Source organism: Streptomyces sp. NBC_00775, from assembly GCF_036347135.1.
GTDB classification, from domain to species: Bacteria; Actinomycetota; Actinomycetes; order Streptomycetales; family Streptomycetaceae; genus Streptomyces; species Streptomyces lutosisoli.
On record NZ_CP108938.1, the window covers coordinates 6,419,074 to 6,439,447 of the forward strand.

A 20,374-nucleotide genomic window follows, 5' to 3' on the forward strand; every position below is an offset into this window, starting at 1 on the left:
CACAGCCCTCTCCTATATGCGGTCTCCATAGTGGAGGCCTCGTGAGGGTCCCCCCGTCCCCACGGGCTCCCCGCTCAGGTGCGTCTTCCCCCGTACGCACCGGGGCGGGGCTTTTTTATGTACGGATTCATGTACGGGTTCATGTGCGGGGCCGCAGGTTTTTGTTCCGTTCGGAAACAATTTACTCTCGGTTCTGCCCAAGGGGTGGGCGACCGGCTGGCCGATCCCCCCGAGGCGGTTAGGCTCATGTCGCGGAGCCATCACAGGTTCCGCGTTACCCGCGTCACATCCCAGAAGGAGATGCTCGTGCCGTCCATCGACGTCGTCGTAGCCCGGGAAATCCTGGACTCCCGAGGCAACCCCACGGTCGAGGTCGAGGTCGGCCTCGACGACGGCAGCACCGGTCGTGCCGCCGTCCCGTCCGGCGCCTCCACGGGTGCCTTCGAAGCCATCGAGCTCCGCGACGGTGACCCCAACCGTTACCAGGGCAAGGGTGTCGAGAAGGCCGTCCTCGCCGTCATCGAGCAGATCGGCCCGGAGCTCGTCGGTTACGACGCCACCGAGCAGCGCCTGATCGACCAGGCGATGTTCGACCTGGACGCCACCGACAACAAGGGCTCGCTCGGCGCCAACGCCATCCTCGGCGTCTCGCTCGCCGTCGCGCACGCCGCCTCCGAGGCGTCCGACCTCCCGCTCTTCCGCTACCTGGGCGGCCCGAACGCGCACCTGCTGCCCGTTCCGATGATGAACATCCTGAACGGCGGGTCGCACGCCGACTCGAACGTGGACATCCAGGAGTTCATGATCGCCCCGATCGGCGCGGAGTCCTTCTCCGAGGCGCTGCGCTGGGGCGCCGAGGTCTACCACACCCTCAAGAAGGTGCTGAAGACCAAGGGCCTGTCCACCGGCCTGGGCGACGAGGGCGGCTTCGCCCCGAACCTGGAGTCCAACCGCGCCGCGCTCGACCTCATCATCGAGGCCATCCAGCAGGCCGGTTACGTCCCCGGTGAGCAGATCGCGCTCGCGCTCGACGTCGCCGCGTCCGAGTTCTACAAGGACGGCAAGTACGAGTTCGAGGGCAAGTCCCGCTCGGCCGCCGAGATGACCGAGTACTACGAGGAGCTCGTCTCCGCGTACCCGCTCGTCTCCATCGAGGACCCGCTGTACGAGGACGACTGGGCCGGCTGGAAGGTCATCACCGACAAGCTGGGCGACAAGGTCCAGATCGTCGGCGACGACCTCTTCGTCACCAACCCGGAGCGCCTGGCCCGTGGCATCGAGGAGGGCTCCGCGAACGCCCTGCTCGTCAAGGTGAACCAGATCGGCTCGCTGACCGAGACCCTGGACGCCGTCGAGATGGCCCAGCGCAACGGCTTCAAGTGCATGATGTCCCACCGCTCCGGCGAGACCGAGGACGTCACCATCGCCGACCTCGCCGTCGCGGTGAACTGCGGTCAGATCAAGACCGGCGCCCCGGCCCGCTCGGACCGCGTCGCCAAGTACAACCAGCTGCTGCGCATCGAGGAGATCCTCGACGACGCGGCGGTGTACGCCGGCCGCAGCGCCTTCCCGCGCTTCAAGGGCTGAGGCGCGGCCTCGTAGGAAGCGTCGTACGTACGTCCCCGTACTCGGTCCCGTACCGTGTGCGGGGACGTACGCACGTGACGGGCTTGTGCTGGGGAGGCGGGACTCATGGCCGTGAAGGACCGGGACCGGTTCTCCACCGCGACCAGGCTGAAGCTGCTCGGCGAGCAGACGGCGGCCCGGGTCTACCGATCCCAGACCAAGCGGCAGGCCCGCCGCTCCCGGCTGACCGGCCGGGCAGCGCTCCTCGCACTTGTCCTCTGCTCCCTCGTCGTCGCCCTCGCGTACCCGATAAGGCAGTACGTGTCCCAGCGCGCCGAGATCGCGGATCTGGAGCGGCAGCGGGCACAGGCCCGCGAGCGGGTCGAGCAGCTGCGCGACCTCAAGGCGCGCTGGCAGGACGACGCGTACGCCGAGCAGCAGATCCGGCAGCGGCTGCACTATGTGATGCCGGGCGAGACCGGCTACGTCGTGATCGACCCGGACGCGGCGAAGCAGGCCCGCGCCGACCAGGGGGCGGCCGACCGTCCCTGGTACTCCAACGTCTGGGACGGCGTGGACAAGTCCGACGCCGCCGACCAGTGACGGCCCATGAGCTGACCCGGCACCATGAACCGACCAGCACCATGAGCTGACCCGGCACCATGAACTGACCAGCGACATGAGCCGACCCAGCACCATGAACTGACCAGAAAGACATGTGACTCACGGCATGGAAACGCCACCGCCGACCACCCCGCGCACCGAGCCGACCGACGCGGACGTCGAGGCCTTCAAGCAGCAGCTCGGGCGGCCGCCGCGCGGGCTGCGCGCGATCGTGCACCGGTGCCCGTGCGGGCAGCCGGACGTCGTCGAGACGGCGCCGCGTCTTCCCGACGGGACGCCGTTCCCGACGACGTACTACCTGACGTGTCCGCGGGCCGCGTCCGCGATCGGGACGCTCGAAGCCAACGGGGTCATGAAGGAGATGACGGAGCGGCTGGCGACGGATCCTGAGCTGGCCGCCGCGTATCGGGCTGCCCACGAGGACTACATCGCGCGGCGCGACTCCATCGAGGTTCTGGAGGGCTTTCCCAGTGCGGGAGGTATGCCGGACCGGGTGAAGTGCCTTCACGTGCTCGTGGCGCATTCCCTGGCCGCGGGGCCGGGGGTGAACCCCCTTGGCGACGAGGCGATCGCCTTGCTGCCGGAGTGGTGGCGCAAGGGTGCGTGTGTGGTTGTGCCGGACGGGGACTGAGGGCCTCTCGGCTGTGTGTCGGGTGCGGGCCGGTGGGGGCTGGTCGCGCAGTTCCCCGCGCCCCTTAAAAGCACCCGGGGCAGGCCGACGGTTTTTAGGGGCGCGGGGCTGTGCCTATATGCGGCTCCGCCGCGTGGGCGCGACCAGCCCCCACCCACCCGCAGCCAAAGAACCACCCCCAAGCACCCCCACCCACGACAGGAGACCAGAGCTCATGACCAGGGTCGCTGCCATCGACTGCGGCACCAACTCCATCAGGCTGCTCGTCGCCGACGCGGACCCGGAGACGGGGGAACTCGTCGAGCTGGACCGCAGGATGACGATCGTGCGGCTCGGGCAGGGCGTCGACCGGACGGGCCGGCTGGCTCCCGAGGCGCTGGCGCGGACCTTCGCGGCGTGCAGGGAGTACGCGGCGATCATCAAGGAGCACGGCGCGGAGCGGCTGCGCTTCGTGGCGACCTCGGCGTCCCGCGACGCGGAGAACCGGGACGAGTTCGTGCGCGGGGTGCTGGACATCCTCGGGGTCGAGCCCGAGGTCATCTCCGGTGACCAGGAGGCCGAGTTCTCCTTCACGGGCGCGACGAAGGAGCTGACGGGGCGTGACGACCTCGCCAAGCCGTACCTCGTGGTGGACATCGGCGGCGGGTCGACCGAGTTCGTCGTCGGCGACGACCATGTGCGGGCGGCGCGCTCCGTGGACGTCGGCTGCGTGCGGATGACCGAGCGGCACCTCGTGCACGACGGCGCCGTGACCGACCCGCCCACCAAGGAGCAGATCGCGGCGATGCGCGCCGACATCGAGGCGGCCCTCGACCTCGCCGAGGAGACGGTCCCGCTGCGCGAGGCGCACACGCTCGTCGGGCTGGCCGGTTCGGTCACCACCGTGTCGGCGATCGCGCAGAACCTGCCCGAGTACGACTCCGAGGCCATCCACCACTCCCGCGTCTCCTACGACCGTGTCCGCGAGATCACCGAGTGGCTGCTGGCGTCGACGCACGCCGAGCGCGCGGCCGTCCCCTCCATGCATCCGGGGCGCGTCGACGTGATCGCCGCGGGCGCCCTCGTACTGCTCTCGATCATGGAGCGGATCGGGGCGCGTGAGGTCGATGTCAGCGAGCACGACATTCTCGACGGGATCGCGTGGTCCGTGGCGTAAGCCATGGTGCGGCCGTGGCGTAGGCCATGTTCCGGCCGTGGCTTGGGTCTCCTTGACTACTTGTCGGTAGCCCTCGGCTGAGCAGGTCGGATAACGTATGAGCGCGCCTGAGGGGCACCGAAAAGCCCCTCGGTGATGCGCCGTCGGGAAAGTTCGTGAAGTTCTTCACAAGGAAAAAAGCCCTGCTGGGCGAGGATTGAGTCTTAGGGGTTGCCGTGGAGGGCTCAGGCGGCCCGGGAGCGTGCTCACAGGAGCATTCCGAGGGTGTCGCCGAAGGGCGAGGCGGGGGTCTGGTCCAGTCGGTCCGAGAGGGGTCCGAAAGGCCGGAGCGGCAGCTCACGCGGTGTTGACAACGGTCCGCGGAGCACGGTGGTTCCCCTTTGTCACCATGACCTGGGTCACGTGGGCGGCGCAGTGTAGCAGAGCCCCTGTAGGAGCTTGTGAAGGGGCGCACGAGCGACCCCCCATGACCGGGTGGATACTCGATGGCATGAGCACCACGGAGCGTCCCAGGATCCTCGTAGTAGGCGGTGGGTACGTAGGCCTGTACGCAGCTCGGCGCATTCTCAAGAAGATGCGCTACGGAGAGGCGACCGTCACGGTCGTCGACCCCCGGTCGTACATGACCTACCAGCCCTTCCTCCCCGAAGCCGCCGCCGGCAGCATCTCCCCGCGGCATGTCGTCGTCCCGCTGCGACGCGTGCTGCCCAAGGCGGAGGTTCTCACCGGCCGGGTCACCACCATCGACCAGGACCGCAAGGTCGCCACGATCGCCCCCCTCGTGGGTGAGGCGTACGAGCTGCCTTTCGACTACCTCGTCATCGCGATGGGCGCGGTCTCCCGCACCTTCCCGATCCCCGGCCTCGCCGAACAGGGCATCGGCATGAAGGGCATCGAGGAGGCCATCGGCCTGCGCAACCACGTCCTTGAGCAGCTCGACAAGGCCGACTCCACGACCGACGAGGACGTCCGCCGCAAGGCGCTCACCTTCGTCTTCGTGGGTGGCGGTTTCGCCGGCGCCGAGACCATCGGCGAGGTCGAGGACATGGCCCGCGACGCGTCGAAGTACTACACCAACGTGTCCCGCGAGGACATGCGCTTCATCCTCGTCGACGCCGCGGACAAGATCCTTCCCGAGGTCGGCCCGAAGCTCGGTCAGTACGGCAAGGAGCACCTGGAGAGCCGCGGTGTGGAGATCTACCTCTCCACGTCCATGGACTCCTGCGTCGACGGCCACGTCGTTCTGAAGAACGGCCTCGAGGTCGACTCCAACACGATCGTGTGGACGGCCGGCGTCAAGCCGAACCCCGTCCTCTCCCGGTTCGGTCTGCCGCTCGGTCCGCGTGGTCACGTGGACACCCAGACCACCCTCCAGGTGCAGGGCACGGACTACATCTGGGCCGCCGGCGACAACGCGCAGGTTCCCGACATGGCCGCCCGCAAGGCCGGCGTCGAGAACGCCTGGTGCCCGCCGAACGCGCAGCACGCGCTGCGTCAGGCGAAGGTCCTCGGCGACAACGTGGTCTCCGGTATGCGGGGCTTCCCGCAGAAGTCGTACGCGCACTCCAACAAGGGTGCTGTCGCGGGGCTCGGCCTGCACAAGGGCGTCGCGATGATCGTCATGGGCAAGATGAAGATCAAGCTCAAGGGTCGTCTGGCGTGGTACATGCACCGCGGCTATCACGGTCTGGCCATGCCGACCTGGAACCGGAAGATCCGTGTCTTCGCGGACTGGACGCTTGCGATGTTCCTGAAGCGTGAGGTCGTCTCGCTCGGGGCCATCGAGTCTCCTCGCGAGGAGTTCTACGAGGCTGCCAAGCCGGCGCCGGCCGCTGCCGCCGCCGCTCCGGCTGCCGCCGCGAAGACCGAGGAGAAGGCCAAGGCCTCCTGACCTCCGGTCACCGTTTTGCCCGAAGGGGCCGCTCGCCATCCGTGGTGCGAGCGGCCCCTTCGGGGTTTTCGCCCCCAGACCCCCGCGCCTTCAGGGGCGCGGGGAACTGCGCGAGCAACCCCCACCGTCCCGCGGGCGACACACAACCCAGGGGGGTCTGGGGGCGCAGCCCCCAGGAACGGGATGGGACGGGTAGGGGCGGCGGGGGCGAAAAACGTGGTGGGTGCATCTATTTTGCGAAGGTGTAACGCGGAAGGGGGACTGCGCGCGGGACGTGTTGGTGTTTACGTGGTGTTGGAGCGTTCGGGAGTGTTGTCTCGGAGGTGTACGCCATGCAGGACGCCGCGTCGCGGCTGAAGAGCCTTGTGGAACAGTTGCTGGGGGCCCCGCTCCCGGTCCGCATCCGCGCCTGGGACGGTTCGGTCGCAGGTCCCCCCGACGCCCCCGCCCTCGTCGTGCGCAACCGAAAGGCCGTGCGCCGACTGTTGTGGAAACCCGGCGAGTTGGGGCTCGCCCGGGCCTGGGTGGCCGGTGATCTGGGCGTGGAGGGTGACCTGTACGCCGCCCTGGACCTGGTGGCCGGGCTGCTGTGGGAGCGGGGCGAGGACGCGAGGGGCGTCTCCGAGGCCCTGCGCGACCCCGAGGTGCGCGCCGCCGTCCGCGGGCTGCTGAAGATGGCCGGATCCCCGCTGCCGCCCGCCCCGCCCCGCGAGGAGGTCCGCAGACGCCGCCACCTGCACACCAAGCGCAGCGACAAACGAGCCATCAGCCACCACTACGACGTGGGGAACGACTTCTACGAGATCGTCCTCGGGCCGTCCATGATCTACTCGTGCGCCTACTGGGACGAGGGCGGCACCCTTGAGGACGCCCAGCGTGACAAGCTCGAACTCATCTCCGGAAAACTCGACCTGAAGCCCGGTCAGCGGCTCCTCGACGTCGGCTGCGGCTGGGGCTCGATGGCCATTCACGCCGCCCGCGAGCATGGCGCGAGCGTCGTCGGGGTGACCTTGTCGCAGGAGCAGGCCGCGTACGCCCGTAAACGGGTCGCCGACGAGGGGCTGACGGACAAGGTCGAGATCCGGGTGCAGGACTATCGGGACGTCGCCGACGGGCCGTACGACGCCATTTCCTCCATCGGCATGGCCGAACACGTCGGCGCCGAGCGCTACTTGGAATACGCCGAGGTGCTGTACCAACTCCTCAAGCCCGGTGGGCGGTTGCTCAACCACCAGATCGCGCGACGGCCGCAGCGGGACGAATCGGCGTACTCCGTCGACGAGTTCATCGACGCGTACGTCTTTCCCGACGGCGAGCTCGCGCCCATCGGGACCACCGTGACGCAACTGGAGCGCGCCGGGTTCGAGGTGCGCGACGTCGAGTCCATCCGCGAGCACTACGCGCTCACCCTGCGCCGCTGGGTCACCAACCTGGAGGCGCAGTGGCCGCGCGCCGTCAAGCTCTCCAGCCCCGGCCGGGCCCGCGTCTGGCGCCTGTACATGGCGGCCAGCGCGCTCGCCTTCGAGCGCAACCGCATCGGCGTCAACCAGGTGCTGGCGGTCAGGACACCGGAGGTGCCCGGCGGGTCCGGGATGCCACTTCGGGCCCGTACCTGGAACTGACTGACGTATGTGCGTGAGGAGGGGCCCCGTTCCAGCCGGAACGGGGCCCCTCCTCACGCACCACCAAGGCGCCAAGGCGCGTTACTCCGATTACTCCGACTTGATCGCCGTCAGCATGTTCAGGCGAGCCGCCCGCCGGGCCGGCCACAGTGCCGCCAGGACGCCGACCGTCGCCGCGAGGAGCAGGAAGAGGCCCATCCGGCCCCAGGGCAGGACCAGTTCGTACGTCGACATCTTGGTGCCCAGCAGCTCACCGGCCGCCCAGCCGAAGAACACGCCCAGGCCGATGCCGAGTACGCCGCCGAAGAGCGAGATGACCAGGGACTCCAGGCGGACCATGCGCTTGATGCCCTTGCGGTCGAGGCCGATCGCCCGCAGCATCCCGATCTCCTGCGAGCGCTCGAAGACCGACATCGCGAGGGTGTTGATGACACCGAGGACGGCGACGATGACCGCCATCGCGAGCAGGCCGTAGAGCATGTTCAGCATCAGCGTGAACATCTGCGCGATGCCGTCGGAGATGTCCTTCTTGTCCTGGACCTGGATGGCCGGGTTGTCGCCGAGGGCCTTCTCCAGCTTGTCCTTGGCCGCGTCCGACGGGCCGCCCGCCGTCTTCACCATGACCTGGAGGTCGGAGGCGGTGCCGGTCTGGTGGGGGGAGAGTGTCGCGTTGTCCACGATGATGCCGTGGATCATCTGGTTGCCCTCATAGACACCGGCGACGGACAGCTTCTCCTTCTTCCCGTCCTCGTACGAGACCGTGAAGTGCGAACCGGCCGTCCAGTGGTGGGACTTGGCGGTGTCCTTGTCCACGACGACCCGCGTGCCGCCGACCTTGAAGGCGCCGTCCGCGATCGTGAGGTCGGTGAGCTTCGTGATGGAGCCGCCGTTCACGCCCGTCAGGTACTCGGTCCGCTGGTCGATGCGCGAGGGCGCGTCGCGCAGCGAGCTGCTGTCGGTGACCCCGTCGACGCCGGCGAGCTTCTTCGCGACGTCCGGCGAGAGCGCGTTGCCGTTCGCCATCGAGATGACGTAGTCCGCCTTGATCGCGGAGCTGGCCATCTTGTCGATCGACTTCTGCAGGCTGCCCGCCATCACCGTCATGCCGGTGATCAGGGTGAGGCCGATCATCAGGGCGGAGGCGGTGGCGGCCGTGCGGCGCGGGTTGCGGACCGAGTTCTGGCGGGCCAGCTTGCCGGAGACTCCGAAGACGCGGAGGACGGGCGCGGCGGCCGCGATCAGCGGGCGGGACAGCAGCGGGGTGAGGACGAAGACGCCGATGATGAGCAGGACCGCGCCGAGACCCATCGGGGCCTGGCCGTCCGAGCCGTCCATCGTCGTCGCGTACAGCACCACGGCGACGCCCGCCGCCGAGAAGAGCGCGCCGAGCGTGTTCCGTACGACCAGGGACTTCGTCGTCGCCTTCGCGTGCACGCTGCTCATCGCGGCGACCGGCGGGATCTTCGCGGCGCGGCGGCCCGGCAGCCAGGCGGCCAGCATCGTGATGAGGATGCCGACGAGCAGGGCGGTGCCGATCGTGCCCGGCGAGATCACCAGCGGGCCGTCCGGCACGGTGGCGCCGAGCGTGCCCATCAGGGAGCGCATGCCGGCGCCGATGCCGATGCCCGCGGCCAGGCCCGCGACGGCGGCGACCGCGCCGACCACGAACGCCTCGACCAGCACCGACCGCGTGACCTGCCGGCGGGAGGCGCCGACGGCGCGCATCAGGGCCAGTTCCTTGGTGCGCTGGGCGACCAGCATGGTGAAGGTGTTGGCGATGATGAACGTGCCGACGAACAGCGCGATGCCGGCGAAGACCAGCAGGCCCGTCTTCATGCCGCTCATCGCCGAGGAGATCATGGTGGCCTGGTCGTCGGCGAGCTGCTTGCCGGTGGTGGTGGAGGCGGTGTCCTTCGGTACGACATCGTCCAAGGCGTTGCGCAGGGCGGTCTGGCTGGTGCCGGCCGCCGCCTTCACGTCGATCTCGTCGTACGAGCCGACCGAGTCGAAGAGCTGCTGCGCGGTCTTCGTGTCGAAGAGGGCGAGGCTGCCGCCCGCGGCGACGTTGCCGTCGTCGGTGGTGAAGATGCCGGTGACGGTGGGCGTGAGGACCGGGCCGTCGACCGACAGCCGTACGGTGTCGCCGACCTTGTAGCCCGCGCGCTTCGCGGTCTCCGAGTCGATCGCGACCTCGTCCGTGCCCTGGGGGGCGTGACCGCTCGTCAGCGGATACCGGGGGTCCTTGTCGCCCCAGTAGTTGCCGCCCTGCGACTGGAAGCCGCCGCCGATGAGCTTGCCGTCCTTGTCGGCGATGGCGGTGAAGCCGTTCACCACGCCGATCGCGGAGGCCGCGCCCGGGACCGTGGCGGCCTTGTCGAGCAGCGGCTGCGTGAGCTTCGGTTCCTTGCCGACGGTGTCGCCCTTGTCCGCCTGGCTCTCCGGCTGGATGGCGACGTCGACCTGGTCGAAGCCCTTGGCGGAGCTCTTCTGGTAGGCGTCGGAGATGGTGTTGGTGAAGACCAGGGTGCCTGACACGAACGCCACGCCGAGCATCACGGCGAGGACGGTCATCAGGAGCCTGGCCTTGTGCGCGAGGACGTTGCGCAAGGCGGTACGGAACATTGTTTCTCAGTCCAGGAGAGGGAGGCTGTCGGCGAGTGGAGGGTGTGGCTGTGCGCGGGTTCTTTCGCCCCCGCCGCCCCTACCCGTCCCATCCTTCTGGGGCTCCGCCCCAGACCCCGTAGGCCGGTTCGTCGGCTGCGGGCCGGTGGGGGTTGTTCGCGCAGTTCCCCGCGCCCCTAAAAGGGGCGCGGGGAACTGCGCAATCTTTTAGGGGGTCTGGGGGCGTAGCCCCCAGGAACGGATGGGACGGGTAGGGGCGGCGGGGGCGAGTTACCCGTGGCTCAGCTGGTGCGGCCCTTGGCGTCGAACTGCTTCATGCGGTCGAGGACGGAGTCGGCGGTCGGGCCGTAGACCTCGTCGACGATGCGGCCGTCGGCGAGGAAGATCACCCGGTCGGCGTACGCGGCGGCCACCGGGTCATGGGTCACCATGACCACGGTCTGCCCCAACTCCCGTACGGAGTTGCGCAGGAAGCCGAGCACCTCCGCGCCCGAGCGGGAGTCGAGGTTTCCGGTGGGCTCGTCGCCGAAGATGATGTCGGGGCGGGAGGCGAGGGCGCGGGCGACGGCGACGCGCTGCTGCTGGCCGCCGGAGAGCTGGGAGGGCCGGTGGCCGAGGCGGTCGGCGAGGCCGATCATCGTGATGACCTTGTCCAGCCACTCCTTGTCGGGCTTGCGGCCCGCGATGTCCATCGGGAGCGTGATGTTCTCCAGGGCCGTCAGCGTCGGCAGCAGGTTGAACGCCTGGAAGATGAAGCCGATCTTGTCCCGGCGCAACTTGGTGAGCTGCTTGTCCTTGAGGGAGCCCAGCTCGGTCTCGCCGATGCGGACGGAGCCGGAGGAGAAGGTGTCCAGGCCCGCCACACAGTGCATCAGCGTGGACTTGCCGGACCCCGACGGGCCCATGATCGCGGTGAACTCGGCCTGGCGGAAGTCGACGGTGACCCGGTCGAGGGCGACCACCTGGGTCTCGCCCTGTCCATAGACCTTCGACAGTTCCGAGGCGCGGGCTGCCACGGCGGTGGTTCGGTCGGCGAGGGGAGTGGTGGTCACGGGAGGGTGCTCCTGTCGGGACGACGACGATTTCGGCGATGCTTTCGGGTCGTGTTCCATCGTCGTCGCCGTTCGGGGCGATGTAGTCAGCCGCTGTTCTGGTTCCGAAGGCAGCCTGCGGTCGGACCGGGAGCGGTCGCGTCATACCTGGGGATGACAGGGCTTCCCTGAGCGATCTCCGGGTGTTCGGTGTGTTCGGGCCCTGTTCGGACGGTGAAATTCCGTCATTCCGTATACGCCGCCCTGGGGCGTCCGAAAGGCTGTTGGCAAGTGCGGATGGCCCGTACCGAGGGCTGATGCACCCTCAGACGTCAATAAAATAAGACAACATCGGGCCGCCCGTCCGCTGTTCGGGGGACGCGCCCCGATAGGCTCGGAACCTCGATGCGGAGCCCATGGCCTGCCCGGATGGTGGAATGCAGACACGGCGAGCTTAAACCTCGCTGCCCCTCGCGGGCGTACCGGTTCAAGTCCGGTTCCGGGCACCTCCGACCCCTCACTTCGGCCGCGGCCTTCCCCGGGGATCTCCCCAGGCCTCTCAAGGACCTCGTCACCGACCGTTGACAGCAAGCGCGTGCGGTCGGAGACTCCCTTCAGGAAATGGTGAAGGAAATTTCACTACACGAACAGAGGAACGCGAAGGGGCGTGCCGATGCGTACCACCGTCGGGATCATCGGGGCCGGGCCGGCCGGGCTGCTGCTGGCGCGGCTGCTGCACAACGCGGGCATCGAGTCCGTCGTGCTGGAGAGCCGGGACCGGGCGTATGTGGAGCAGCGGCAGCGGGCCGGGATCCTGGAGCAGGGGACCGTGGATGTGCTGCGGGCCGCCGGGGCCGGTGAGCGGATGGACCGGGAGGGGCTGCGGCACGACGGGATCGAGCTGCGGTTCGCGGGCAGGCGGCACCGCGTCGACTTCCCGGCCCTCACCGGTGGGCGCTCCGTGATGGTGTACGCGCAGACCGAGGTGTGCAAGGACCTCATCGCCCTCCAGCTCAAGGAGGGCGGGCCGCTGCTCTTCGGGGCCGAGGCGCTCGCCGTGGAGGACGCCGAGAGCGAGCGGCCACGGGTGCGGTTCACGTACGACGGACACGAGGATGTGCTGGAGTGCGACTACGTCGTGGGGTGCGACGGGTTCTGGGGCGTCGCGCGGGGGGCCGTGCCCGCCGAGCTCTCCCGCGTCTTCGAGCGGACGTACCCCTTCGGCTGGCTCGGCATCCTCGCCGATGTCCCGCCCTCGCACGACGAGCTGGTCTACGCCCGTCACGACCGCGGCTTCGCCCTGCTCAGCATGCGCTCGCCCAGCGTCTCCCGTCTCTACCTCCAGGTGCCCCAGGGCACGGACGCCCAGGCGTGGAGCGACGAGGAGATCTGGGACGAGCTGGACCGGCGCTTCGAGACGACGGACGGCTGGCGGCTCGAGCGCGGGCCCATCACCTCCAAGTCCGTCACCCCGATGCGCAGTTACGTCCACGAGCCCATGCGGCACGGGCGGGTCTTCCTCGCCGGTGACGCCGCGCACATAGTGCCGCCGACCGGAGCGAAGGGGCTCAACCTCGCCGTCGGCGACGTCGTCACCTTCGCGCGGGCACTCGCGTACGAGAAGGAGACCGGCTCCGGCGAGCTGCTCGACGCCTACTCCGAGACCTGTCTGCGCCGGGTCTGGCAGGCCGAGAGGTTCTCGTACGACATGACGACCCTGCTGCACCGCGATCCCGGCGCGACCGGCTTCGAGGACCGCGTCCAGCTGGCCCGTCTGGAGCGGATCGCGAGCTCACGGGCGGCCGAGACCGACCTCGCGGAGGGGTACACGGGGTTTCCCCTGGAATAACTCGTGAGAAAAGGAGGCTGAGGCCGGTGTCACGGCTTCGTACCAGTGCGGGCAGGGCATGGGACACACGCGTACCGTGGCACCGCAAGGGAAAGATCCTCCCCAAGCAGTAGGGTCAATCCTTTGCCTACCTATTACTCTTGAGGCCAAGGCCGCGCCAGGTGGCCATGGAGGAGTGAAATGAGGAGCAGTAACCCGGTCTTCTCGCGACGGGGGTTCAGCCGCGACAACGGCTACGCGGGCTTCAACGCGGCGCCGCAGGCCGGGGGACCCGCTGTCGGCACCCAGGGCAATCCGTACGCCCAGGGCAACCCGTACGCCCAGCAGGGCGGCAACCCCTACGCGCAGAACCCGTACGCACAGCAGGCCCCGCAGTACGGCGCTCCGCCGCAGGCCCCGGTCACCACCGGCCGTATGACGATGGACGACGTCGTCATGCGCTCGGCCATGACGCTCGGCACCGTCGCCGTCGGCGCCATCCTGGCCTGGGCGCTGCTGCCGGTGTCCAGCACCAGCTACGGGCTCGCCATCGGCTCCGCCCTGGTCGCCTTCGTGCTGGCCATGGTGCAGAACTTCAAGCGCACGGCCTCGCCCGCGCTGATCCTCGGCTACGCCGCCTTCGAGGGCGTCTTCCTCGGGGTCATCAGCGAGATGTACAACAGCCGCTGGTCGGGCGCGCCCTTCCAGGCGGTCCTGGGCACCATGGCGGTCGCCGGCGCGACCCTGCTCGTCTACAAGGCGGGCTGGATCCGTGTGACCGCGCGGTACGCGCGCATCGGTATGACCATCGCCATCGCCTTCATCGTCGTCATGGCGGTCAACCTGCTGCTGGTCGTCTTCGGCGTCGCCGAGGACGGCGGACTGCGCAGCATGGGCCCGCTCGGCGCGATCGTCGGCATCCTGGCGATCCTGATCGGCGCGTTCTTCCTCACCCTCGACTTCAAGCAGATCGAGGACGGCATCACGTACGGCGCGCCGAAGGACGAGGCCTGGATCGCGGCGTTCGCCCTGACCATGACCCTCGTGTGGATCTACATCGAGATGCTGCGCCTGGTCGCCATCTTCAGCGGCGACGACTAGACGGGCCGGCCCCTGAGGGCTGGTGACTGCACTGAAGGGCCCACGAACCACCGGTTCGCGGGCCCTTTGCCGTGGGATGCCTGTGTCGTCACGGTGGTGCGCGCTCAGAGCAATTTGCGCGCGGCCCTCCTCAGGTCGTACTCGTGAATGATCGCCTTGGCGTGGCCGTACGCGAGATTGTGCTCGGCGCGAAGCCAGCTGACCTTCTCCTCGAAGCGGAAGAGGGCGGGGCCTTCGTCGACGGTGCGAAGCCAGTCGGAGATTTCACGACCGGTGCAGTGGGGGATTCGGGCGAGCATGTTGCGGTGGGTCTCCTCGGAGAGGACGTGGGACATCGGCGCCTCCGGACGCAAAGGGGATGTAAGCCGGTCCTTCACGCCACCGTGCCTGAGGGTTGGGTTGTTGGCAACAGTCCTGGTGCGGCGCGTACGCTCGCCGCGTGCTTGATACGACGCCTTTGACTCGTGCAGTGGATCACTTCGCCGACCGGTTGAGGGCCGCGCCGCAGAGCCGGCTCCAGCGCGGGGCTGCCGCCGAGGCGCTGGGGCTGGCCAGGGAGTTGGCACTGCGTGCCCAGCGGTTGGAGGACCCTGCCGGAGAGGCTCGGGAGATGCCTGACGCGGGGATGTTCGCCGCCGCGGACCAAATCACCGTTGCCGCGCACGATTTGGCGGTCGTACTGAAAGACGAGGGGGAACTGGCGGAGGCGGTGGGGCTTGTCGCGGAGGCGCAGAAACGCGCCGGGGTCTGATCTGTGGATCCTTCAGATCGACTCCGACGCGGGGTGCTCCGCCGGTGATGCCGGGGAACTGCGGTAGTTGGTTGACTGCGGGCCGGCTGTGGCTGGTCGCGCAGTTCCCCGCGCCCCTTACGGGGCGCTCCTGCTGGGCCCTCGTTACAGGGACGCGATGACTCGGTCCGCCAGGATGTAGATGTTCTGGTCGCCGTAGGCGAACGTCAGGGCGTAGGCGCCGGAGACTCCGGAGCCGCCGAGGAGGACCGGAGTTTCGCCGGCGCGGAGGGCGGCGGCGAGTTGTTCGGCGGTTTCGCGGTGGCCCGGGGTCATGCAGAGGGTGGTGCCGTCGGCGAAGACGTAGACGTCGAGGGTGCCGAGGGGACCGGGGCGGACGTCCGCCAGTTCCGTGCGGGACTCGGCGAGTTCCTCCAGGCAGGCCACCGTGCGCTCATGGTCGTTCACGACAGGTGACTGGACCGGTACGAAGTCCGGGTGGGAGGGGTGGCGGCGGCGGGCCGCGGCAAGTTCGGGGGAGTCCCCGGCGAACTCCTCGGCGTCCAGGCCGGCCTCGGTCACCGGCTCCAGGTGCTCCAGGCCCACGAAGTCCGAGTGGCGCGGCAGGAACAGTTCGCTGTCGGGCAGGCCGAGCAGCGAGGGCGCGTCCGAGGCGTCACGCGCCTCCTGGGCGGCCCAGAACGCCCGTGCCTCGGCAAGCTCCCGCTCCCGCTCCTCCGCGAGCGCCTCGGCCACCGCGGCGCGTATCTCGTCCGCGTCGGCGGCCGAGCGAGCCGCGGGCACCAGACCGCGTGCGGCGGTCGTGGCGCGGCTCTCGGCGAGCTCGGTGTGCAGGGCCGCGACCTGCCGACGCAGACCCCGCAGGGTGCGCAGAACGGCGACGCCCACGGCCGCGGTCGCGGCGGTGGTGAGCAGCAAAGCAATCGGCATGGCGCTCACTGACGTACTCCCGGTTCAAAGTCGACCCCCGACTTCCTACATCAGCTTGAAGGGAGAACCATCCAGCTGTCAGTGCGTAACGTCACGAAAAGGACAGGACTTTGGGCCCGGGGTTTAGTTGCGCAATGGCTCTGACCTGCGGAAATGCCTCTCCGGAGGGAGATAGGTCACATCTTGGGGGGGATTGGATCACAAATCGGCCCAGAGTCCCGGTGGTTGCGGGGCTCTGGGCCGATTCGGTGACGCTGGGTTCAACTCCCGTTACGGGAACGGGTTAGCTGAGGCGCTCGATGACCATCGCCATGCCCTGGCCGCCGCCGACGCACATCGTCTCCAGGCCGAACTGCTTGTCGTGGAACTGGAGGCTGTTGATGAGCGTGCCGGTGATGCGGGCGCCGGTCATGCCGAAGGGGTGGCCGACGGCGATGGCGCCACCGTTCACGTTCAGCTTGTCCAGCGGGATGTTCAGGTCGCGGTAGCTCGGGATCACCTGGGCGGCGAACGCCTCGTTGATCTCGAAGAGGTCGATGTCGTCGACGGTGAGGCCGGCGCGCCTGAGGGCCTGCTTGCTGGCCTCCACCGGGCCGAGGCCCATGATCTCGGGGGACAGGCCGGTGACGCCGGTGGACACGATCCGGGCGAGCGGGGTGAGGCCGAGCTCGCGGGCCTTGGTGTCGGACATGATCACGAGGGCGGCGGCGCCGTCGTTCAGCGGGCAGCAGTTGGCGGCCGTGACCATGCCGTCGGGGCGGAAGACGGGCTTGAGGCCCTGCACGCCCTCCAGGCTGACGCCGGCGCGCGGGCCGTCGTCCTTGGAGACGACCGTGCCGTCCGGGGTCGTGATCGGGGTGATCTCGCGCTCCCAGAAGCCGTTCTTGATGGCTTCCTCGGCGAGGTTCTGCGAGCGGACGCCGAACTCGTCCATGTCCTGGCGGGTGACGCCCTTCAGGCGGGCCAGGTTCTCGGCGGTCTGGCCCATCGCGATGTACGCGTCCGGGATCAGGCCGTCCTCGCGCGGGTCGTGCCAGGTGGTGCCCTCCTGCTGCGCGACGGCGACGGTGCGGGCCTCCGCGTCGGCGAAGAGGGGGTTGTGGGTGTCCGGCATCCCGTCGGAGGTGCCCTTGACGCTGCGCGACACCATCTCGACACCCGCCGAGATGAAGACGTCGCCCTCGCCCGCCTTGATGGCGTGCAGGGCCATGCGGCTCGTCTGGAGGGAGGAGGAACAGTAGCGGGTGACGGTGCAGCCCGGGAGGTGGTCCATTCCCATCTGTACGGCGACGATGCGGGCGAGGTTGTGGCCCTGCTCGCCACCGGGGAGGCCGCAGCCGAGCATCAGGTCGTCGATGTCCCTCGGGTCCAGCTCGGGGACCTTGGCGAGGGCGGTCTGGATGATCGTGGCGGTCAGGTCGTCGGGGCGCACGTCCTTCAGGGAGCCCTTGAAGGCGCGGCCGATCGGGGAGCGGGCGGCTGAGACGATCACGGCTTCGGGCATCACGGCTCCATTGGCGTACGGGGGGTTGGGCAGGGCTGGTTGGGAAGTTACCCGTACGTATGGTCGAGGTCACGGGTGTCGGGGTGTGACTAGGACCGCACTTTTCTAAGCGCTTGCTTTTTTCGCCCCCGCCGCCCCTACCCGTCCCATCCCCAGGGGGCTGCGCCCCCAGACCCCCCTGGGTGGGTTTTTTGGCTGCGGGCCGGTGGGGGCTGGTCGCGCAGTTCCCCGCGCCCCTTAAAAGCACCCGGCGCGGGGAACTGCGCGACCAGCCCCCACCGGCCCGCACCCGACACACAACCCCCGGGGTCGAAGGGGCGGAGCCCCTGTCATGGGGACGGGGCCGGGGCCGGGTCTGTGGCGGGGAGGCGGCGCCGGCGGCGGCGCTTCAGGAGGGCCCAGGGGCCGCGGGGGCCCGTGGGCATGGCCGCCGTGACCTCCGTGCCGGGCTCCGAGGCGGCCTCCGCTGCCGCACGGGCGACCGGCAGGAACCCCTCGCGGCGCGAAACGTCCGGGCGCTCCTCCTCGGCCGGCCAGAGACCCAGCGTCGCGCACACCGTGGGGAGGATCGCCATCGCCGCCGTCGCGTACCCCTCCGCCGAGGGGTGGTAGTTGTCGGGGCCGAACAGTTCGCGTGGGTTCGCCTCGAACTCCGGGCCCAGCAGGTCACCCAGCGACACCGTCCGTCCGCCCTGCTCGACCGTACCGATGGTCTGGGCCGCCGCCAGCTGACGCGACGCCCGCCGGGCGAGCCACCGCAGCGGCTGCTGCACCTGCTCGACCGTGCCCAGGTCGGGACAGGTGCCGACCACGACCTCGGCACCGGCGGTGCGCAGCCGGCGTACGGCCGACGACAGATGGCGCACCGAGCGCGTCGGCGGCATCCGGTGTGTCACGTCGTTCGCGCCGATCATGATCACGCAGACGTCGGGCACCCGCGTGGTGTCCGCGAGAGCGAGCGCCACCTGGCGGTCCAGGTCGTCCGACTGGGCCCCCGGCAGCGCCACATTGCACATCTCGACCGGCCGCTCGGCCACCGCCGCGAGCCCGGAGGCCAGCAGCGCCCCCGGCGTCTGGCGGGCCCGGTGCACGCCCTGGCCCGCCGCCGTGGAGTCACCGAGCATCGTCAGACGGAGGGGCGGTTCGCCGGTACCGGTGTACGCGTACCCGTACAGGCCGTCCGCGCGCGGCGCGTGCGCGTGCCCGTTGCCCACGTGACGTTTCGCCAGCTGCACCTCGGCCAGCACCAGTCCGACGGTGGCCGCCCCGACCAGGCCGATCCCGCCACCGCCGTACGCAGCGCCCGCCGCGATGCGCCGAGCCACCCTCGCCCTCGACAAGCTCGTCATCCGTCGCCGCCACCTCCTCGTAGCCGTACAACCACTGCTTGCCCCGTGGAGTACGTCGGCCAATCTCAACGGCGCGTGAACGGTCCCCCAGGGCCGTAGGCTGACGGGACCATCCCTTTAGAACGCAGCTCCGGAGACAACGGTGCAATTCCACGACTCGATGATCAGTCTCGTCGGCAACACCCCGCTGGTGAGGCTCAACAACGTGACCGCGGGCATCCAGGCGACCGTCCTGGCGAAGGTTGAGTACTTCAACCCCGGCGGGTCCGTGAAGGACCGCATCGCCCTGCGCATGATCGAGGCCGCGGAGGAGAGCGGCGCCCTCAAGCCGGGGGGCACGATTGTCGAGCCGACCAGTGGAAACACCGGTGTGGGGCTTGCCATCGTGGCCCAGCAGAAGGGCTACAAGTGCATCTTCGTCTGCCCGGACAAGGTCTCCACCGACAAGATCAACGTGCTGCGCGCCTACGGTGCCGAGGTCGTCGTCTGCCCGACCGCCGTCGATCCCGAGCACCCGGACTCGTACTACAACGTCTCCGACCGGCTGGTGCGGGAGACCCCGGGCGCCTGGAAGCCCGACCAGTACTCCAACCCGAACAACCCCCTCTCGCACTATCACTCCACCGGCCCCGAGCTGTGGGAGCAGACGGAGGGAAGGATCACCCACTTCGTCGCGGGCGTGGGCACCGGCGGGACCATCTCGGGTACGGGGCGGTATCTGAAGGACGCCAGTGACGGCAAGGTCCAGGTCGTCGGCGCCGACCCGGAGGGGTCCGTGTACTCCGGCGGCTCCGGGCGGCCGTATCTCGTCGAGGGCGTCGGCGAGGACTTCTGGCCGACGGCGTACGACCGGACCGTCGCGGACGAGATCGTCGCCGTGTCCGACAAGGACTCGTTCCAGATGACGCGGCGCCTCGCCAAGGAGGAGGGGCTGCTCGTCGGTGGCTCCTGCGGTATGGCCGTGGTCGCCGCGCTGCGTGTCGCCGAGCGGCTCGGGCCGGACGATGTCGTGGTCGTCCTGCTCCCCGACAGCGGGCGCGGCTACCTCAGTAAGATCTTCAACGACGAGTGGATGGCCGACTACGGCTTCCTGGAGGACACCGGCCCGAGCGCGCGCGTCGCCGACGTCCTCAACGACAAGGCGGGCGGCTCCATCCCCTCCCTCGTCCACATGCACCCGGAGGAGACGGTCGGCGAGGCCATCGAGGTGCTGCGCGAGTACGGCGTCTCGCAGATGCCGATCGTGAAGCCGGGCGCCGGACACCCGGACGTGATGGCCGCCGAGGTCATCGGATCCGTCGTCGAACGCGAGCTGCTCGACGCGCTCTTCACCAAGCGGGCCTCCCTGGAGGACCCGCTGGAGAAGCACATGTCGTCGCCGCTGCCGCAGGTCGGCTCCGGCGAGCCGGTCGGCGACCTGATGTCCGTGCTCGGCACCGCCGACGCCGCGATCGTCCTCGTCGAGGGCAAGCCCACCGGTGTCGTCAGCCGCCAGGACCTGCTGTCCTTCCTGGCCAAGGGCGGCGCCAAGCAGTAGGGATACGCCGGGCCACAGGAAGAAATCTCCTGAAGTACCGCCACGGAAAGGGATCTTCCGGCTGTTTCGGCGGGGAACTTCGCGGAAGTGGTACGAGCGCGTCACGTCCGCGCAGCACCCGCTTAACACGGGTCCGGCACATTAGTGGGTGTCGGCAGGGCGGGAGCGGCTCCCCGCCCCGGCGACACCAAAACGGCGCCAAGGACCTCCGGAGCGGCTCCCGGACCTCCA

At 69.3% G+C, this 20,374-nt stretch carries 16 protein-coding genes and 1 tRNA gene; 11 read left to right on the top strand and 6 right to left on the bottom strand.

What is annotated here, in order from left to right; all coding sequences use genetic code 11:
- The first annotated feature begins 300 nt into the window (after positions 1–300).
- The 6 genes from eno to OIC96_RS28645 all read left to right on the top strand — a co-directional run bounded on the left by eno (position 301) and on the right by OIC96_RS28645 (position 7,490).
- A complete protein-coding gene (gene eno, locus OIC96_RS28620) occupies positions 301–1,587 on the top strand; it encodes a phosphopyruvate hydratase (RefSeq protein WP_330305090.1) in 1,287 nt (428 codons plus the stop codon).
- A gap of 105 nt (positions 1,588–1,692) precedes the next feature.
- Positions 1,693–2,169, top strand: coding sequence for an FtsB family cell division protein (locus tag OIC96_RS28625; RefSeq protein ID WP_330305089.1), 477 nt, complete (start codon positions 1,693–1,695; stop codon positions 2,167–2,169).
- Between the two features lie 127 nt (positions 2,170–2,296).
- The gene (locus tag OIC96_RS28630; protein ID WP_330305088.1) at positions 2,297–2,821 is read left to right on the top strand and encodes a DUF501 domain-containing protein; all 525 of its coding nucleotides are present in this window, start codon (positions 2,297–2,299) and stop codon (positions 2,819–2,821) included.
- A 214-nt stretch (positions 2,822–3,035) separates the two neighbouring features.
- Positions 3,036–3,977, top strand: a complete 942-nt coding sequence (locus tag OIC96_RS28635) for a Ppx/GppA phosphatase family protein (protein WP_330305087.1) — start codon at positions 3,036–3,038, stop codon at positions 3,975–3,977.
- 490 nt (positions 3,978–4,467) lie between these two features.
- Positions 4,468–5,868, top strand: a complete 1,401-nt coding sequence (locus tag OIC96_RS28640) for an NAD(P)/FAD-dependent oxidoreductase (RefSeq protein ID WP_330305086.1) — start codon at positions 4,468–4,470, stop codon at positions 5,866–5,868.
- 332 nt (positions 5,869–6,200) lie between these two features.
- A complete protein-coding gene (locus OIC96_RS28645; protein ID WP_330305085.1) occupies positions 6,201–7,490 on the top strand; it encodes a cyclopropane-fatty-acyl-phospholipid synthase family protein in 1,290 nt (429 codons plus the stop codon).
- 90 nt (positions 7,491–7,580) lie between these two features.
- Here OIC96_RS28645 and OIC96_RS28650 read toward each other — a convergent pair whose 3' ends face one another.
- Entirely contained in the window at positions 7,581–10,112 is a 2,532-nt protein-coding gene (locus OIC96_RS28650) for an ABC transporter permease (protein ID WP_330305084.1), read from the bottom strand.
- Positions 10,113–10,393: 281 nt separating this feature from the next.
- A complete protein-coding gene (locus tag OIC96_RS28655) occupies positions 10,394–11,164 on the bottom strand; it encodes an ABC transporter ATP-binding protein (protein ID WP_327429275.1) in 771 nt (256 codons plus the stop codon).
- A gap of 402 nt (positions 11,165–11,566) precedes the next feature.
- Here OIC96_RS28655 and OIC96_RS28660 point away from each other — a divergent pair.
- The 3 genes from OIC96_RS28660 to OIC96_RS28670 all read left to right on the top strand — a co-directional run bounded on the left by OIC96_RS28660 (position 11,567) and on the right by OIC96_RS28670 (position 14,072).
- Positions 11,567–11,649: transfer RNA gene (locus tag OIC96_RS28660), tRNA-Leu, on the top strand.
- Positions 11,650–11,816: 167 nt separating this feature from the next.
- Positions 11,817–12,992, top strand: coding sequence for a 4-hydroxybenzoate 3-monooxygenase (locus tag OIC96_RS28665; protein WP_330305083.1), 1,176 nt, complete (start codon positions 11,817–11,819; stop codon positions 12,990–12,992).
- Positions 12,993–13,172: 180 nt separating this feature from the next.
- Positions 13,173–14,072: a Bax inhibitor-1/YccA family protein gene (locus OIC96_RS28670; protein WP_330305082.1), complete on the top strand. Its 900-nt coding sequence runs from the start codon at positions 13,173–13,175 to the stop codon at positions 14,070–14,072.
- Positions 14,073–14,176: 104 nt separating this feature from the next.
- Here OIC96_RS28670 and OIC96_RS28675 read toward each other — a convergent pair whose 3' ends face one another.
- Positions 14,177–14,407: a DUF4287 domain-containing protein gene (locus tag OIC96_RS28675; RefSeq protein ID WP_327429272.1), complete on the bottom strand. Its 231-nt coding sequence runs from the start codon at positions 14,405–14,407 to the stop codon at positions 14,177–14,179.
- 104 nt (positions 14,408–14,511) lie between these two features.
- Here OIC96_RS28675 and OIC96_RS28680 point away from each other — a divergent pair, with 104 nt between their 5' ends.
- Positions 14,512–14,823 carry a hypothetical protein gene (locus OIC96_RS28680; RefSeq protein WP_330305081.1) on the top strand — a complete coding sequence of 104 codons (312 nt, stop codon included), beginning with the start codon at positions 14,512–14,514 and terminating at the stop codon, positions 14,821–14,823.
- A gap of 144 nt (positions 14,824–14,967) precedes the next feature.
- On the opposite strand, the gene OIC96_RS28685 is transcribed toward OIC96_RS28680, so the two are convergent.
- The 3 genes from OIC96_RS28685 to OIC96_RS28695 all read right to left on the bottom strand — a co-directional run bounded on the left by OIC96_RS28685 (position 14,968) and on the right by OIC96_RS28695 (position 18,606).
- On the bottom strand, positions 14,968–15,753 hold the full coding sequence (locus tag OIC96_RS28685; RefSeq protein WP_330305080.1) for a hypothetical protein: 786 nt from the start codon (positions 15,751–15,753) through the stop codon (positions 14,968–14,970).
- A 283-nt stretch (positions 15,754–16,036) separates the two neighbouring features.
- Positions 16,037–17,257: an acetyl-CoA C-acetyltransferase gene (locus OIC96_RS28690; RefSeq protein WP_330305079.1), complete on the bottom strand. Its 1,221-nt coding sequence runs from the start codon at positions 17,255–17,257 to the stop codon at positions 16,037–16,039.
- Between the two features lie 329 nt (positions 17,258–17,586).
- Positions 17,587–18,606: an SGNH/GDSL hydrolase family protein gene (locus OIC96_RS28695; RefSeq protein ID WP_330305078.1), complete on the bottom strand. Its 1,020-nt coding sequence runs from the start codon at positions 18,604–18,606 to the stop codon at positions 17,587–17,589.
- A gap of 142 nt (positions 18,607–18,748) precedes the next feature.
- Between OIC96_RS28695 and OIC96_RS28700 the strand changes: the two genes are divergently transcribed.
- Complete coding sequence (locus OIC96_RS28700) at positions 18,749–20,143, top strand: cystathionine beta-synthase (protein ID WP_330305077.1); 1,395 nt, start codon at positions 18,749–18,751, stop codon at positions 20,141–20,143.
- Positions 20,144–20,374: the final 231 nt, after the last annotated feature.

Bases quoted from the DNA above. Each gene is read 5' to 3' on its own strand.
- eno (WP_330305090.1), top strand. From the start codon at position 301: ATGCTCGTGCCGTCCATCGACGTCGTCGTAGCCCGGGAAATCCTGGAC.
- OIC96_RS28625 (WP_330305089.1), top strand. From the start codon at position 1,693: ATGGCCGTGAAGGACCGGGACCGGTTCTCCACCGCGACCAGGCTGAAG.
- OIC96_RS28630 (WP_330305088.1), top strand. From the start codon at position 2,297: ATGGAAACGCCACCGCCGACCACCCCGCGCACCGAGCCGACCGACGCG.
- OIC96_RS28635 (WP_330305087.1), top strand. From the start codon at position 3,036: ATGACCAGGGTCGCTGCCATCGACTGCGGCACCAACTCCATCAGGCTG.
- OIC96_RS28640 (WP_330305086.1), top strand. From the start codon at position 4,468: ATGAGCACCACGGAGCGTCCCAGGATCCTCGTAGTAGGCGGTGGGTAC.
- OIC96_RS28645 (WP_330305085.1), top strand. From the start codon at position 6,201: ATGCAGGACGCCGCGTCGCGGCTGAAGAGCCTTGTGGAACAGTTGCTG.
- OIC96_RS28650 (WP_330305084.1), bottom strand. From the start codon at position 10,112: ATGTTCCGTACCGCCTTGCGCAACGTCCTCGCGCACAAGGCCAGGCTC.
- OIC96_RS28665 (WP_330305083.1), top strand. From the start codon at position 11,817: ATGCGTACCACCGTCGGGATCATCGGGGCCGGGCCGGCCGGGCTGCTG.
- OIC96_RS28670 (WP_330305082.1), top strand. From the start codon at position 13,173: ATGAGGAGCAGTAACCCGGTCTTCTCGCGACGGGGGTTCAGCCGCGAC.
- OIC96_RS28675 (WP_327429272.1), bottom strand. From the start codon at position 14,407: ATGTCCCACGTCCTCTCCGAGGAGACCCACCGCAACATGCTCGCCCGA.
- OIC96_RS28685 (WP_330305080.1), bottom strand. From the start codon at position 15,753: ATGCCGATTGCTTTGCTGCTCACCACCGCCGCGACCGCGGCCGTGGGC.
- OIC96_RS28690 (WP_330305079.1), bottom strand. From the start codon at position 17,257: ATGCCCGAAGCCGTGATCGTCTCAGCCGCCCGCTCCCCGATCGGCCGC.
- OIC96_RS28695 (WP_330305078.1), bottom strand. From the start codon at position 18,606: ATGACGAGCTTGTCGAGGGCGAGGGTGGCTCGGCGCATCGCGGCGGGC.